This window comes from Amylibacter sp. SFDW26, assembly GCF_009184395.1.
Lineage (GTDB): Bacteria > Pseudomonadota > Alphaproteobacteria > Rhodobacterales > Rhodobacteraceae > Amylibacter.
In genome coordinates, this window is sequence record NZ_WEIC01000001.1 from 1,061,809 (window position 1) to 1,076,681 (window position 14,873).

Annotated in this window: 15 protein-coding genes; 8 read left to right on the plus strand and 7 right to left on the minus strand. The window is 46.2% G+C overall.

The annotated features are described in order from the left end of the window. Nucleotides 1-26: 26 nt before the first annotated feature. A complete protein-coding gene (locus tag F9L33_RS05340; RefSeq protein WP_152141677.1) occupies nt 27-875 on the minus strand; it encodes a LysR family transcriptional regulator in 849 nt (282 codons plus the stop codon). Between the two features lie 90 nt (nt 876-965). On the opposite strand from F9L33_RS05340, the gene F9L33_RS05345 reads away from it, so the two are divergent. After that, nucleotides 966-2,039, plus strand: a complete 1,074-nt coding sequence (locus F9L33_RS05345; RefSeq protein WP_152141678.1) for a nitronate monooxygenase family protein — start codon at nt 966-968, stop codon at nt 2,037-2,039. Between the two features lie 49 nt (nt 2,040-2,088). On the opposite strand, the gene metF is transcribed toward F9L33_RS05345, so the two are convergent. Further along, entirely contained in the window at nt 2,089-2,970 is an 882-nt protein-coding gene (gene metF, locus F9L33_RS05350) for a methylenetetrahydrofolate reductase [NAD(P)H] (protein ID WP_152141679.1), read from the minus strand. A 104-nt stretch (nt 2,971-3,074) separates the two neighbouring features. On the opposite strand from metF, the gene F9L33_RS05355 reads away from it, so the two are divergent. The 3 genes from F9L33_RS05355 (at nt 3,075) to F9L33_RS05365 (ending at nt 5,238) form a co-directional block, all read left to right on the plus strand. Next, nucleotides 3,075-3,968 carry a LysR family transcriptional regulator gene (locus F9L33_RS05355; protein WP_152141680.1) on the plus strand — a complete coding sequence of 298 codons (894 nt, stop codon included), beginning with the start codon at nt 3,075-3,077 and terminating at the stop codon, nt 3,966-3,968. 63 nt (nt 3,969-4,031) lie between these two features. Next, nucleotides 4,032-4,823 carry an inositol monophosphatase family protein gene (locus F9L33_RS05360; RefSeq protein ID WP_152141681.1) on the plus strand — a complete coding sequence of 264 codons (792 nt, stop codon included), beginning with the start codon at nt 4,032-4,034 and terminating at the stop codon, nt 4,821-4,823. Between the two features lie 190 nt (nt 4,824-5,013). Continuing rightward, the gene (locus tag F9L33_RS05365; protein WP_152141682.1) at nt 5,014-5,238 is read left to right on the plus strand and encodes a zf-TFIIB domain-containing protein; all 225 of its coding nucleotides are present in this window, start codon (nt 5,014-5,016) and stop codon (nt 5,236-5,238) included. A 3-nt stretch (nt 5,239-5,241) separates the two neighbouring features. Here F9L33_RS05365 and F9L33_RS05370 read toward each other — a convergent pair whose 3' ends face one another. Further along, nucleotides 5,242-5,985: a folate-binding protein YgfZ gene (locus F9L33_RS05370; RefSeq protein WP_152141683.1), complete on the minus strand. Its 744-nt coding sequence runs from the start codon at nt 5,983-5,985 to the stop codon at nt 5,242-5,244. 76 nt (nt 5,986-6,061) lie between these two features. Here F9L33_RS05370 and F9L33_RS05375 point away from each other — a divergent pair, with 76 nt between their 5' ends. Continuing rightward, nucleotides 6,062-6,742, plus strand: a complete 681-nt coding sequence (locus F9L33_RS05375) for a TIGR04283 family arsenosugar biosynthesis glycosyltransferase (RefSeq protein ID WP_152141684.1) — start codon at nt 6,062-6,064, stop codon at nt 6,740-6,742. Here the strand turns inward: F9L33_RS05375 and F9L33_RS05380 are convergent. Next, nucleotides 6,739-8,583, minus strand: a complete 1,845-nt coding sequence (locus F9L33_RS05380; RefSeq protein ID WP_152141685.1) for an ABC transporter ATP-binding protein — start codon at nt 8,581-8,583, stop codon at nt 6,739-6,741. The genes F9L33_RS05375 and F9L33_RS05380 overlap by 4 nt on opposite strands. Before the next feature lie 131 nt (nt 8,584-8,714). On the opposite strand from F9L33_RS05380, the gene F9L33_RS05385 reads away from it, so the two are divergent. The 3 genes from F9L33_RS05385 (at nt 8,715) to F9L33_RS05395 (ending at nt 10,572) form a co-directional block, all read left to right on the plus strand. Beyond that, a complete protein-coding gene (locus tag F9L33_RS05385; protein WP_152141686.1) occupies nt 8,715-9,917 on the plus strand; it encodes an alanine--glyoxylate aminotransferase family protein in 1,203 nt (400 codons plus the stop codon). A gap of 183 nt (nt 9,918-10,100) precedes the next feature. Next, nucleotides 10,101-10,292 carry a Tat pathway signal protein gene (locus F9L33_RS05390; RefSeq protein ID WP_152141687.1) on the plus strand — a complete coding sequence of 64 codons (192 nt, stop codon included), beginning with the start codon at nt 10,101-10,103 and terminating at the stop codon, nt 10,290-10,292. A 100-nt stretch (nt 10,293-10,392) separates the two neighbouring features. Further along, nucleotides 10,393-10,572, plus strand: a complete 180-nt coding sequence (locus F9L33_RS05395; RefSeq protein WP_152141688.1) for a hypothetical protein — start codon at nt 10,393-10,395, stop codon at nt 10,570-10,572. Between the two features lie 67 nt (nt 10,573-10,639). On the opposite strand, the gene F9L33_RS05400 is transcribed toward F9L33_RS05395, so the two are convergent. From F9L33_RS05400 to F9L33_RS05410, 3 genes are all read right to left on the minus strand, one after another. Further along, nucleotides 10,640-13,693 carry a valine--tRNA ligase gene (locus F9L33_RS05400; RefSeq protein ID WP_152141689.1) on the minus strand — a complete coding sequence of 1,018 codons (3,054 nt, stop codon included), beginning with the start codon at nt 13,691-13,693 and terminating at the stop codon, nt 10,640-10,642. A 97-nt stretch (nt 13,694-13,790) separates the two neighbouring features. Beyond that, on the minus strand, nt 13,791-14,405 hold the full coding sequence (locus tag F9L33_RS05405) for an HD domain-containing protein (protein WP_193221974.1): 615 nt from the start codon (nt 14,403-14,405) through the stop codon (nt 13,791-13,793). 36 nt (nt 14,406-14,441) lie between these two features. Continuing rightward, entirely contained in the window at nt 14,442-14,873 is a 432-nt protein-coding gene (locus F9L33_RS05410; protein ID WP_152141691.1) for an Lrp/AsnC family transcriptional regulator, read from the minus strand.

Sequence of the window (14,873 nt, forward strand, 5' to 3'; positions counted from 1 at the left end):
GCCTCGCGGTTTCGCGGGGCTTTACTTTAAGCGGCTTTGTTTTCGGATAGAATACCGCGCAATTGCTGCAAAGAATGAATATCCTCTGTCCCAAACCGCGTCGCCAATCTGGTTTCGACTGTACAATACGGCTCGGGCAATGGCGTACACACTAATTCACGGCTTTTCACATGAGGCTTAAGCGCAGCCTGCGGTAAGACCGCAAAACCCATGCCAGCTTCGACACAGCCCAGAATACCTTCAAATGATCCCATTTCGATCACTTCTGTATCTAGGCGCCCCTGTGATCGCAACCATGTTTCAGACAAAGACCTGTAACTACACCCCTTTGAAAATACCAAAAGTGGTCCCACTGCCTCTTGCCCCTGCGCTACGACCTGCATCAGTTTTTCGGTAAATGCAAAAGTACTTTTAAACCGACTTTCATCCACGGGTGCCGCCACAAAACAAGCATCAATTTGTTGTTCCCACAACAATGTCAACAATGCTGCGGTTGGCCCTGTGCGCAATGACACCTTTGATTTTGGGCATTTATGGCGCAATTCTTTTAGGACGTGCGGCAGCCGTGCAGCTGCAGTTGTTTCCATAGACCCCAATCGCAAGGGGGCTGCGTGATTGGCCGTATCCATAAGTTCTCGTTCGGCTTGATCAAACTCTGCAATAAGGTATTTTGCACGTTCGCATAGGGTTAAGCCAAAGGAAGTAAGACGTGCACCACCACGGCCGCGTTCAAAGATCGTCTGACCATAATGCGCCTCTAAACGTTTGATACGCCCTGTGATATTTGACTGTACACAATTCATAGCATCAGCGGCTTTTGAAAAGCTACCAACGCCCGCGACACATACGATTGTCTTTAAAAGTTGAATATCCATATATCATTAATACTGATATTAAATACTTAAAACAATCACTTTTAAAAAATTATAGATGACCTATAACATATTTAACAAAGGAGACTTGCTATGAACATGTTAGATAAAGTCATTGATAACGCAGAAAAATTCGCAACAGAATACGGTATGAAGGCCCCGATTTTCCTTGGCCCAATGGCTGGCGCTTGTCCTGTCAACCTTTCAGCAGCTGTTGCAAACGGTGGCGGCATGGGGGCATGCGGTGCGCTTTTGATGAAACCAGACGCTATTTTAAAATGGGCTGATGATTTTCGCAATCAGACAGATGGCCCTTTCCAATTAAACCTTTGGATTCCTGATGCAGCCCCAAAACGCGATGAAGCACATGAAAATGAATTACGTGCGTTCCTAAATAAATGGGGCCCAGAGGTAAGCAAAGATGCGGCCAATGGCACGCCACCCAATTTTGATGAGCAATGCCAAGCGCTATTAGAAGCCAATCCTCATGTCATTTCTTCGATCATGGGCGTGTTTGATACCGATTATGTATCCCAGATGAAAGCCAAAGGCATCAAATGGTTTGCCAATGCATCGACTGTAGCAGAAGCATTAGCCGCAGAAGCTGCTGGTGCGGATGTCATCGTGGCCAAAGGTATGGAAGCTGGTGGGCATTCTGGTAATTTTTCACCAGAACTTGCCGCACGCCAAGCCGTTGGTACATTGTCTCTCACTACTGGCATCGTAGATGCAGTTAATATCCCAGTCATTGCAACAGGTGGTATTAGTGACGCCAGAACCGCATTGGCTACTTTAATGCTTGGCGCATCAGGCGTTCAAATTGGAACCGGGTTCTTACGCGCACCAGAAGCAGGCATCTCAACAGCTTGGGCAAGTGCTATTGGACAAACCGCGCCAGAAGATACCATCCTTACACGTGCTTTTTCTGGACGGTATGGGCGCAGTATTGCAACAAAATACGCATTGGCTATGGAAGCAGACGATGCACCAACAGCTGCACCCTACCCTGTTCAACGCGGCTTAAGCCAAGTGATGCGCGATACAGGTGCAAAGGAAAACAATATCGATTGTATTCAAGCTTGGGCTGGCCAAAGCGCGCGATTGGCGCAGAATATATCTGCAACCACAATCACACAAAACCTCTGGTCAGAAATGAAATCCGCTTAGACAAAAAGAAACCCTCTGTAAGGAGACGCCAGCAGAGGGTTTCTATTTGCTATGCAACTTTGTGCAAAGCGGGAGAAGCAATTTTACGACCCAAAGCGCGACACACATCTTGTGTCAGAGACGGATCGTTCAATGTATAGAAGTGTAGATCCTCAACACCTTCACACAACAGATCATCACAGATCTCAGTACAAAGCGCAGTCGACAACATACGTGTTTCTTCTGGTGTCTGTGTATTTTGGAATGCTTTATCCATCCATTGCGGAGTTAAAGTTCCACAACGTGCAGAAAACTTCTTAGTCTTTTCCCAGTTTTCAATCGGCAAGATACCTGGCGTGATTTTACCAGTGATACCTGCTTTTTCACAACGATCGCGGAACCGCAGAAAATCTTCTGCTTCAAAGAAGAACTGCGTCATCGCAACATCAGCGCCTGCATCAAACTTGCGTTTCAAAAATTCAATATCCGCTTGATCATCAGCAGCTTCTGGATGTTTATGTGGATAAGCACCTACGCGGATTTTAAAATCGCCCGTTTCTTTCAACGCTTCAATCAACTCGATACTGCTTACGAAACCTTCTGGATGTGCTGAGAAACTATCAACGCCTTTTGGTGCATCACCGCGCAGGGCAACGATTTCTTTTGCACCGCTTTCAGCATAACCTTTTGCAACATCCATAACCTCTTGGCGTGATGCATTTACACATGTCAGATGGCCTGCAACTTCCAAACCGTAGTTTTCGCGGATCACAGAAACTGCTGAACGCGTAAGCTCACGTGTTGAACCGCCTGCACCGTAAGTGACGGAAACAAAATCTGGGGAAAGGCCAGCCAAAGCATCTACGGCTGACCATAGTTTAAAGCTTGCCTCAAGTGATTGAGGTGGGAAGAATTCGAATGAGAGACCGAAGCTTTCGCGAATAACTGACATTGGTTTAGTTTCCTTTTGTTGAGCCTGATTTCTCACAGAAAGATGATTGAATCAAATTCATATTTCTCATATACAATATGAAAACCACTCACAAAGGTGCTTACATGTATCTAGAATTTCGTCATCTGCGAACAATCAAAGCTATTCATGACCAAGGAGGGTTGGCGCGTGCAGCCGATGTTCTAAACATCACACAGTCAGCTTTATCCCATCAAGTTAAGGCATTGGAGGATCAAGTTGGCATGGAATTGTTTCTGCGCCGCTCCAAACCTTTGAAGTTATCTAAAGCAGGACACAAGCTTTTGAAATTGGCAGAAGAAGTTTTGCCACGTGTTGAAGCCATTGAAGTGGACTTTTCAGAAACCATCGCAGGTAAAGCTGGCCGTTTGCACATTGCGATTGAATGTCATGCTTGTTTTGAATGGTTATTCCCCGTTTTGGAAAGCTTCCGCAAAAGCTGGAGCAGTGTTGATGTAGACATCCGTCCAGGTTTGGCATTCGATGCCCTGCCTGCTTTGCAGCGCGAAGAGGTGGATGTTGTAATTTCTGGCGATCCAGAGAATTTGGAAGGTGTCGAATTTATACCGCTGTTTGATTATGAGCCCACATTCATATGTGCAACAGATCATCCACTAGCGGATAAAGAATTTATCGAGGCCGAAGATCTGCGTGATCAAACCCTAATCACATACCCAGTCGATAAAACACGTCTTGATGTTTTTACTGATTTGTTAACCCCTGCCCGTGTTGAACCAAAAGCACAACGCCAGATCGAATTGACTGCTGTTATCATGTTATTGGTCGCATCGAACCGTGGCGTTTCCGTTTTGCCAGATTGGGTGGTTGCGAATGAACAATATGGCCATGATTTTGTTGCAAAAAAGATTACAAAGAATGGTCTATCACGCCGTTTATATGCTGCAGTCCGCAGTCCTGATAAAGAATTGGGTTATATCAAAGATTTTGTTCAGTTCACGAAAGATCAAACAATGGACTAAAACCCCTTTTGTTTTCTATAAACAAGGCCTATAGAGCGGCCTACCGAACAAAAGGACGAACCCATGTCGCAATGGTCTGCCAATATCAATGTGATGATCAAAGCTGCCCGCAAAGCTGGCCGCTCTTTGATGCGTGACTTTAAAGAAGTTGAAAATCTACAGGTGTCTTCAAAAGGCCCAGGTGATTTCGTAAGTCGTGCAGACATGAAAGCTGAAGAAATTCTGCAAGAAGAGTTGATGGAAGCGCGCCCTAACTATGGTTTCTTGGGCGAAGAGACTGGCGAAGTTAAAGGTGAGGATCCTACACGTCGTTGGATTGTTGACCCATTGGATGGCACAACAAACTTTCTACACGGCCTACCACATTGGGCAATATCTATTGCTTTAGAACACAAAGGCGAAATCGTAGCTGCTGTGATCTTTAACCCGGCAGGCGAAGAAATGTTTATCGCTGAAAAAGGTGGTGGCGCTTGGTTGAACGACAAACGCATTCGTGTGTCTGGTCGCCGCCATATGATCGAAATGATTTTCGCAACTGGCCTACCGTTTGGTGGTCGTGGTGATTTGCCTGATACTTTGCAAGATTTGGCACGTATTTTGCCCGCCTCTGCTGGTGTCCGTCGTTGGGGCGCTGCCTCATTAGATTTGGCATATACTGCCGCTGGTCGTTACGACGGTTTTTGGGAACGCCGTTTGCAGCCATGGGACATCGCAGCAGGTTTATTGATGGTTAAAGAATCTGGTGGTTTGACTGCGTCTGTATATGAAGGTGGCGATAGCATGTCTGATGGCAGTGTGATTGCCTCAAATGAGCTTGTATTCAACCAATTCGTAAAAATTGTCCGCAACGCATAAACTGACATAATACCTCGAAATGTACATTCAACCGTTTGCTTTAAGATATTAAAGCTTTGCACAATTCTTTGCCTACACAACCCTTTGCTTTGGGCTGGCAACAGCTAATAATAGGCGGTTTTAGAATATAGGTATTCTGTAATCAAATCGCTCCATATGATTTTAGTATAGAAGCTAAACTGGAGTGATTATGAAGTGTCCTGTAGATAATGAAACATTGGTTATAACAACACGTGGAGATGTTGAAATCGATTACTGCCCACAATGCCGTGGTGTCTGGCTCGATCGTGGTGAACTTGATAAGATCATCGAACGTTCAGCACAACCGATCCCTACTTATAAAGAAGGTCGAGGTGACTATTCCCGTAAACCTAAAAAGAAAAGCTCCATTTTAAGCGAGCTGTTCGACTTCTAGGTGCTACAATAATGTAATGGCAGCACCTTCGGCCTCCATCTCACCCTTGGCACGATCAAAACGTAGATAGGCAATCGCTTTGCCTTTTGATTGCGTATAGAGCGTGCCAACTGGTTTTCCATTCGCGGTGATCGGAGCCCCGATAGGTGCAGAACCTATTATAGCAACGCGTGCCAAACCTTTACGCAATTCGGTCTTATGCTTCATACGTGCAGATATTTCTTGCCCAACATAACACCCTTTGCGAAAATCAACGCCGTTCAAACGCTCAAACCCCACTTCCAGAATATATGTATCATCTACGACCAACTCGATACCCGTTTCAGGAATACAGTGCTTTACACGTATTGCATCCCAATCAACATCAGTATCTTGGCCAATTTCATTCGAATATAATCGCCAGCCAAGGTCATCATGCCGTGGGTCAAGGTAACCATCTTCTGGAAGGTCACCCAAACCGCGCCGCACATGCAATCCGCTGTCTTCAATCGTTACATCCGCACGTAAACGGTACATCGCCAGACGTTGTGCTAAAGCAGCCGACCGATCAGATTTCACATCTAACAACCAATGGTCGTCTTGTTCCAATATGAAAAAGTCGAACAAATACTTACCTTGAGGTGTCAAAAGTGCTGAATAAACCAACCCATCGCCCGATAGATTATTCGTCACTAAATCCTGCAAAAACTTACGCGCATCACTGCCGCCAATTTTCAATACTGTTCTATCTGTTGCTTGTTCATTCATAACAAACGCACTCCATAGTCGCTTTCCTTTTGCTTATGCTTTAATAAAGGGCGAGACAATCCATTAAGACATCAAAATGCCCGCACCTATCTCTGTTGTGATCCCAACACTCAATACTGCCAAATCCATCGGGCCGACGTTGGCCTGTCTATATGAAGGTATGGGGCAATCCTTATTATGCGAAGTTATCTTTGCAGATGGTGGATCAGACGATGGAATTGAAGATGTAGCAAAAGAAGTTGGCGCAAAACTTATAAAAGCCCCCAAAGGACGCGGTTCACAATTATCCGCAGGCGCACAAGCCGCAAAGGGCAAGTGGATATTGTTCATCCATGCCGATACAGTTTTATCCGACAATTGGGTCAGTGCTATGGGCAATCATATTAACACTGAAACCAAAGCCGCCTATTGCAAACTAAAGTTTGATGCAAACACCTTTCCAGCACGGTTTATTGCAGGATGTGCCAACTTACGCTCCCGTTTATTTGGCCTGCCTTATGGCGACCAAACACTTCTTATATCAAAACACCTATATAAAACATCGGATGGTTACCCCGAAATCCCTTTGATGGAAGATGTTGCCTTGGTTCGAAAATTGCGCGGAAAACTGATGTCTTTAGACGTAACTGCCACCACGGGATCAAACCGTTATATAAAAGACGGGTGGTATAAACGTGCCGCAAAAAACCTAGGCACGCTTGCTCGTTACTTTATTGGTGTCTCGCCAGAAAAGCTTGCAGAACGGTACCGCCGTTAAAAACCAAGCATACGGAACACACGTTCCACAGCGGATACTGCTGGTTTGCGAACACCCACACGTTTACGGCGCGGACCATCTTCTGATGCGCTCATATCAAACTGCAAGTTAAAGAGGTCAGAATACAACCCACCCTCTTCTAGCAATTCATCATGCGTGCCTTGCGCCACAATCTCACCTGCATCCATAACCACAATCTGATCTGCATCTAAGATTGTAGACAAACGGTGCGCGATGACCAATGTCGTGCGCCCTTTGGATAAAGCGTCCAAAGCCTCACGGATAGATGCTTCTGATTCTGCATCCAATGCAGACGTTGGTTCATCTAACAATAAAATAGGTGCATCACGTACAATCGCGCGCGCAATAGATAAACGTTGACGTTCACCACCAGAGAATGTGGATTTTGAGGGTTCGATCATCGTGTCATACCCATCCGTAAGCTTGGATATAAATCCATGCGCTGCGGCGGCTTTCGCAGCAGCCATACAGGCATCACGATCAGCACCTTCACGGCCAAAACCGATGTTATCAACAACTGAGCCTGTTAGCAGGATGCTGTCTTGGCTAACCAATGATATCTGATCCCGCAAGGATTGCAGTGTCAGTGATTTAATATCAGCGCCATCTAATAATATCTTGCCTCCAGATGTATCAAACAAACGTGGCAACAGATTGAAAACCGTGGTTTTACCTGCACCAGAGCGCCCAACGAAAGCATAAGTTTTACCTGCATCAATCTTTAGATTGATATTGCTGAGGGCTTTATATCCATCTGGATACATAAAATTCACATTATCAAATGTGATTTCCCCACGCACACGCCCACCTGTAACTTCGTTTGGCCCATCGGTCACTGTGTTGTTCATATCAAAGAAGCTATAAACACGCTCTAAAGCTGAAATACCCTGAGCACCCACGGCAAACGCCTGCGTCAACTTACGGCCAGGGTTGGTCAATACACCAAGAGCTGTGATCAAACCGATCATCCCAGCAATATCAATCGCGCCATCTTGGATACGCAACGCAACCAAAAACAACGTCAAACCAACAGCAACACCAGCCAATACTTCAACAATCGGTGACAAAGCAGCTTGCCACTTCACAATTGCAACACGCAGCCCATATAGGCGCTCAAAACTTTTGTTCGACGTCTTCTTAAGCTTGTCTTCCAACTGATATGTCCGCACCATACGAATACCAGACAAACCTTCATTGACAGATTTTGTCATCTGTCCGATCTCTTCTTGGATTTCCTTAGATGTTTTACGAATACGAGATCCAGCCAAACCTACAGGCAAAAAAACCAAAGCAAATATCGCTATTAATGCCAATGTCATAGCCCAATCAATTGACAACATCACAACTACAGTTGCCACCAATGTCAGCACATCACGTACAGAGCCAAAGACAGCCACGGTCGCCCCACGGATCAATTCGATATCCGCTGAAAAACGTGCGGAAATTGCTGCGGGTGCTTCTGCAAGCAATTCCGCCAAATCCATATCCACAAGTGTGTCATACATCTGACGTTGCATATCCGCCTGAACACGGCTCAAAATTCTATTTTGCAAAACAACATTCAGATAATGACAAAGACCACGCGTCGTTGTCAGGAAAATAATCCCCAATGGCGCCCAATAGACAACATTCACATCTTTGGCTTCCAAGCCAGCAATAGAATACTCCATAAACTTGGCGTAACCCGCTGTTGCCAAAGCAATAACCACCATCAGGCAAGCAGAAACGATCAACGCACCCCAGTGCTGTTTGACCCAACCATGCCACAAGCGCCCATAGGCTTCTCTTGCAGATAGTTTCCTTGGTTCTTTTTTCGTCATCCCCGACCGACACCTTTTGCCAATTCTGTTCCTCTGTTTATCACTGAAAACAGCGGTGTCCAACGAAGTGTTTGATTGACGCTAATTATACTTTATCCTACCAATTTTAAATCACCAAAAGGATTTTATAAATGTCATTAGGTTATGGTCGCAGACTTATGTCAATTCCTGGCCCATCTGTGATCCCAGAGCGCGTTCTAAATGCAATGCACAGACCATCACCAAATATTTACGCAGGTGAGTTGGTTGATTTAACGGCCACACTTTATCCTGATTTAAAAACTGTTGCTCAAACGAAAGGACAAGTCGCCATATATATTGCCAATGGCCACGGCGCATGGGAAGCAGCGATGACCAATACATTTTCAAGAGGTGATAAGGTTTTGGTTTTGGCAACTGGCCGCTTTGCTATTGGCTGGGGCGAATGGGGTCAAAAAATTGGCATCGAACCAACAGTCATAGATTTCGGCCCGTCCTCCCCTGCTAATCCAGCAAAATTACAAGAAGCTTTGCAAAACGACACTGCACATAAATACAAGGCCATTTTAGTCGCGCAGACAGATACCGCATCATCCGTTCAAAATGACATTCCTGCATTACGCGCAGCTATTGATGCCAGCGGACACCCAGCACTGTTTTATGTGGATTGCATTGCCAGCCTAGGGTGTGAAAAATTTATGATGGACGATTGGGGCGTCGATTTGATGGTTGCAGGTTGCCAAAAGGGATTGATGACACCGCCAGGTCTATCGTTTGTCTATGCCAATGATCGCGCATTAGAAGCCCGTAAGACAGCAGACCTTGTGACAAGCTATTGGGATTTTATCCCGCGCATGAATGCAGACGTGTTTTACCAAAAATTTGGCGGTACGGCACCGACACATCATCTTTATGGCTTGCGCGAGGCTTTAGATATACTTGTACATGAAGAAGGTGTTGAAAACGCTTGGGCCCGACATGCGCGGCTCGCTAAGGCTATTTGGGCTGCCGTAGACAATTGGGGATCAGATGGTGGCGATATAAAAGCAAATGTACCTGATCAAAAAGATAGATCATGTGCTGTAACTTGCATTAAAACGACAAATGGGAATGCTACCAGAATTCGCGAATGGTGCGAAAAAACGGCTGGTGTCACCCTAGGCATAGGTCTTGGCATGGCTGAACACGGGTCGTTAGAATGGCATGATTATTTCCGTATAGGCCATATGGGGCATCTCAATATTCCAATGGTTATGGGAACATTGGGAAGCATTGATAGTGCTTTAAAAGCCTTGGACATTCCCCATGGTACTGGTGCTCTAGAAGCCGCAAGCTCAGTCATTTCGCAATCTTGACCAGCTACTATCCACAGTATTCGCAAGATTATTGACCGATCAAACCAGCAGAAATCAAACATATGATTCGCTTTTAGGAGTGAAATGGTCGCCTTCGACATTCGAAAACTGTAACATCTACATCTTGTATTATTGTTAATTAAACATACCTGATATGCGCACATTGAAGAGGTAATACAGTAAATGTCTATAAAACCGCAAAAACCGTTAAGTAATAAAATTACGCGCAGAGGCCTTTTGGCGACAGCATCCGCTGCAGGAGCTGTGAAATTCCTACCAAATATTGCAAAATCACCGCCTGCGCGGCGAATTTTGACGGTCTATTATGACAAAGCAATTGGTGCAATGCGGGCTATAGATCGGGTCGTTCGCTAATCACATAATGTTCACACACGTGTGTTACACGAACCTGTGGGTTGAGTTTATCCACAAAGTTATCCACATATCTATCATCTGCCAATGAAAGGATACTGAGATGAAACCGATTAAATTTTCAGACTATCGTGCAAAAACATTAGCCATGATGCAAAACCCAACTGTGATTGATCTTCGCGACTACGGTCTAGCGAAATCCGCGCCTCAAGAGGACGGGCATCCAATCCTGACATTACGTGTAGATTTCAAAAGCGGAACGTTGTTGCCTGCGGCGGCTTAAGCTTTAGCACCCTGATGCTATCTGCCTCGCATCAGGGTGTTTTTCAATCTGCTTAAACGGCTTTGGTCTAACCGAGTGCTGCCACGCGCTCAAAAGCCTCTTGTAGGATTTTCAACTCTTCGCCACCCGTTTCAATACGGGCACGATTTTCGGCAACCACAGCTTCTGGCGCATTGTTCACGAATTTCTCGTTCGACAATTTGCCTTTGATACCATTCAGCTCTTTTTCCAGCTTTTCAATCAGCTTGGTCAAACGCGCCTTTTCAGCATCCACATCGATGATATCTGCCAACGGCAGACAGAATGTGCCACCCTCAACAGCCATCGTAACCGAACCTTTTGGTGCTTCGGATGCTTCGGTCAATTCCTCAATCCGCGCCAAACGCATGATCATTGGCAGGTTACGTTCCAATGCAGCTTTACCCAAATCATCCAATTCCAATTGAACCATCGGGATTTTCGCACCTGCATTCACCCGCATTTCTGCGCGCACAGAACGGATTTGTTCGATCAAACCAACCACCCAGTTCATTTCACGTGATGCATCCGCATCCAACAAATCAGCGGATGTATATGTTGGCCAATCTTCATGCACCAACATATTTGCACGATCAGCAATATCACCCCACAATTGTTCGGTGATATACGGCATGATTGGGTGCAGCAGGATGATACATTGATCCAAAACCCATGACAGCGTTGCCTTGGTTTCCGCCTTCACCGCTTCATCTTCACCTTGGAACAATGGTTTTGACAGCTCTACATACCAGTCACACACCTTACCCCAAACGAATGCATACAGCGCGTTTGCGGCATCATTGAAACGGTATTGTTCTAGCGATGCATCCACCGCCTCGCGAACAAGTGCTGTTTCACCAATGATCCATTTGTTCAAGGTCTGCGTGGCTGATGCAGGATCGAAATCCGCAACAGGTGTTGCTTCATTAAACTCTGCAAAACGCGCTGCATTCCAAAGCTTCGTCCCAAAGTTACGGTAGCCTGTAATGCGATCCTCAGACAATTTCAAATCACGCCCCATCGCCGCCATCGCCGTCAGCGTAAAGCGCACAGCATCAGTGCCGTATTTATCGATCAAATCCAATGGGTCCAAAACATTGCCCGTGGATTTAGACATCTTTTTGCCCTTCTCATCACGCACCAATGGATGCACGTAAACCGTTTCGAACGGCACTTTATCCATGGTTTCAATACCCATCATCATCATACGAGCGACCCAGAAGAAGATGATATCGAACCCAGTGATCAATACACGATCAACATTGTCGGATGTGTAATAGCGCTCTAGCTCAGGCGTATTTTCAGGCCAGCCAAGCGTGCCGAATGGCCAAAGACCAGACGAGAACCATGTGTCTAGGACGTCGGGGTCGCGGTAAAGACAAATTTCTTCCAATTTACCATCTGCATCATGTCCCCAACCTCTAATTGCACCCTCCGTATATTCACTTCTAACTTTTATTTCTCGCCCAAGCTTTTCTTCGTAATATTTAGCGGCTTGAGCATAAGCTTCATCTTCAGTAGCAGCACAAAATGCCCGATCTACTGGACGTTTATATGCACTTGATTCATCTGCGGGTTTTGGCAGGTCACAATCAGTTTCAATATCAGGACCATACCAAACAGGAACCTGATGGCCCCACCATAGTTGGCGCGAAATACACCAAGGCTCGATGTTTTCCAACCAGTGGAAATACACCTTTTTATCGCCTTCTGGTAAAATCTTAACCGTGCCATCGCGCACCGCATCAATCGCGGGTTGCACGATTTGGGCTGTGTCCACGAACCATTGATCGGTCAACATCGGCTCGATCACCACTTTGGAACGATCCCCAAACGGCTGCATGATCTTTTTATTCTCGACGTACGGGATTTCAGCACCCTCTTCGTCCTTCGTCATCACAGCCAAACCTTCGGCAGTGATATCCGCCACAACGCGTTTACGCGCTTCGAACCGATCCAAGCCACGGTATTCATCGGGCACAAGGTTCATCGCGGCAATCATCGCCTCGTCAAACTCTTGATCGCCATTGGCAATCGCTTGCGCCACAGCTGCTTCTTCTGCGTATGGTTTACCGTCAGCACGCATATTGCCCTGTGTATCCATCAAAGAATACATCGGGATGCCACCACGTTTCGCCACTTGATAGTCGTTAAAATCATGCGCGCCTGTGATTTTCACAGCACCCGAGCCAAAATCAGGGTCAGGGTATTCATCCGTAATAATCGGGATCAAACGGCGGTGCTCTTTTGGCCCCACAGGAATTTCACAAAGCTTGCCAACCAACGGCGCATACCGTTCGTCACTGACATAAACCGCAACAGCACCGTCACCCAGCATGGTTTCAGGGCGTGTTGTGGCGATAGAAATGTAATCACGTTCCTCTTCCAGCACCACATTGCCATCTTCGTCTTTTTCAACGTAGGTATAGGTCGCACCATCCGCCAATGGGTATTTGAAGTGCCACATATGACCATCAACCTCGATATTCTCCACCTCAAGGTCAGAAATCGCGGTTTCAAACTTCGGGTCCCAATTCACAAGGCGCTTGCCTTTGTAAATCTTGCCCTCGTTGTACATTTTCACGAAGACCTTCAGAACCGCATCGTGAAAGTTCGGGCTGTTTTCGTGGCCTGTGCGCGTGTCACCATGGGCACCCGCCATTGTGAACGCATTGCGATCCCAGTCACAAGACGCACCAAGGCGTTTCAATTGTTCAACAATCGTGCCACCTGATTGCTCTTTCCAAGCCCAGACTTTTTCAAGGAATTTATCGCGCCCCAAGTCAGTGCGTTTGATGCCCTCCTCTGCCAACTGGCGTTCCACAACCATTTGGGTGGCGATCCCCGCATGGTCTTGGCCAGGTTGCCACAGCGTGTCGAACCCACGCATACGGTGCCAGCGCACCAAAATATCTTGCAAAGTGTTGTTAAAGGCATGACCCATGTGCAGAACGCCTGTCACATTTGGCGGTGGGATCATGATACAGAATGCATCTGCACCGTCTTTTGCATTTGCGCCCGCTTTAAACGCGCCAGATGTTTCCCATTTTTCGTAGAGTGCAGCCTCGGATGCGGCTGCATCAAAATTCTTTTCCATCGCCATTGGTTTTTGCCTTGAAACTTTGTGTTTGCATGGCTTTCTACATGGGGTTTTCCATAAGGGGAAGCCCTGTCAGCGCAGTAATACAGCTTTGTTGAAATTAGGCGCGTTCAGCGGCTGTTTCAGCATGCATTAATGGCTGTGGTTTGGCGCTAATGACAGCAGGATCATAAGGCTCACGCGCAAAGACTTCGCGCACCATATTTCTAAAGAATGAAATATCATATGTGTCATAGTCAGGATCAAAGCTGGATTGATCCCAACGCTCGCAAAACTGTGCGCAATCATCAAAAAACTCATGCCCAGCATAGGCTTTGCGTTTTTCAGGATCTGCGCCCACATGTTCGCCGTAATACACCAGCTGAAAGTCGCCATGCTTTTCCACGACCCAACGACATTGTTCACGTACAAAAGGTTTCAGGATCGTTGCAGCGTATTCATCATGATTATATGGCGCAAAGATATCGCCAATGTCGTGTAGTAGTGCTGAAACCACCCAGTCAATATCTGCCCCATCGCGCCAAGCACGGGTAGCAGATTGCAAAGAATGACCCAATCGTGTGATTTGATAGCCAGATAAGCCTTCGTCCAATTCAACAAGTGCTTTTAACAATCTGTCGGCTGTACCTTTGGTATGTTCAATCTCATGTTTGGTTAAGAAATCATAATCTTCACGATCCCCATCTTTCATTTGGGTGAATTTAACCTGATCCATGATACCTCCTATCGCTGATTAGAATGCTACATCCGCTTACAAAGCGCGGTCAATCTTTGTGGTAAGGCGGATTAAGCTTTCAGAAGAATTTACCCCATCCAAAGCCCCTATTTGATCCAAAACATCATCCAACTCTGCTGTCGTGCTTGCTGCAATTTGCAATACAAGATCAAACCGTCCCGATGCTGTGTGCGCCTCTTCTACATTAACCATTGTTTTTAGGCGCCCAATGATACTGGCCTGCTTGCCTGTGTCTGCTTGTACCAGAACCGTCGCCCTTATCCGTCCTGCAATAGCAGCGTCAGTTAAGCGCACAGTATAACCTGCAATCGTTCCAGAACTTTCCAAACGATCCAAACGTGCCTGCACCGTTGTACGTGCCAAGCCAAGCGTTCCAGCCAAAGTAGAAACAGGTGTTCGGGCATTCACAGCCAAAGCTGCGATCAATTTCTTATCTATATCATCCAT

Coding starts and splice junctions, on each gene's coding strand:
- F9L33_RS05375 (WP_152141684.1), top strand. CDS start 6,062: ATGCCCGCACCTATCTCTGTTGTGATCCCAACACTCAATACTGCCAAA.
- F9L33_RS05395 (WP_152141688.1), top strand. CDS start 10,393: ATGAAACCGATTAAATTTTCAGACTATCGTGCAAAAACATTAGCCATG.
- metF (WP_152141679.1), bottom strand. CDS start 2,970: ATGTCAGTTATTCGCGAAAGCTTCGGTCTCTCATTCGAATTCTTCCCA.
- F9L33_RS05345 (WP_152141678.1), top strand. CDS start 966: ATGAACATGTTAGATAAAGTCATTGATAACGCAGAAAAATTCGCAACA.
- F9L33_RS05370 (WP_152141683.1), bottom strand. CDS start 5,985: ATGAATGAACAAGCAACAGATAGAACAGTATTGAAAATTGGCGGCAGT.
- F9L33_RS05340 (WP_152141677.1), bottom strand. CDS start 875: ATGGATATTCAACTTTTAAAGACAATCGTATGTGTCGCGGGCGTTGGT.
- F9L33_RS05380 (WP_152141685.1), bottom strand. CDS start 8,583: ATGACGAAAAAAGAACCAAGGAAACTATCTGCAAGAGAAGCCTATGGG.
- F9L33_RS05385 (WP_152141686.1), top strand. CDS start 8,715: ATGTCATTAGGTTATGGTCGCAGACTTATGTCAATTCCTGGCCCATCT.
- F9L33_RS05400 (WP_152141689.1), bottom strand. CDS start 13,693: ATGGCGATGGAAAAGAATTTTGATGCAGCCGCATCCGAGGCTGCACTC.
- F9L33_RS05405 (WP_193221974.1), bottom strand. CDS start 14,405: ATGGATCAGGTTAAATTCACCCAAATGAAAGATGGGGATCGTGAAGAT.
- F9L33_RS05355 (WP_152141680.1), top strand. CDS start 3,075: ATGTATCTAGAATTTCGTCATCTGCGAACAATCAAAGCTATTCATGAC.
- F9L33_RS05410 (WP_152141691.1), bottom strand. CDS start 14,873: ATGGATGATATAGATAAGAAATTGATCGCAGCTTTGGCTGTGAATGCC.
- F9L33_RS05365 (WP_152141682.1), top strand. CDS start 5,014: ATGAAGTGTCCTGTAGATAATGAAACATTGGTTATAACAACACGTGGA.
- F9L33_RS05390 (WP_152141687.1), top strand. CDS start 10,101: ATGTCTATAAAACCGCAAAAACCGTTAAGTAATAAAATTACGCGCAGA.
- F9L33_RS05360 (WP_152141681.1), top strand. CDS start 4,032: ATGTCGCAATGGTCTGCCAATATCAATGTGATGATCAAAGCTGCCCGC.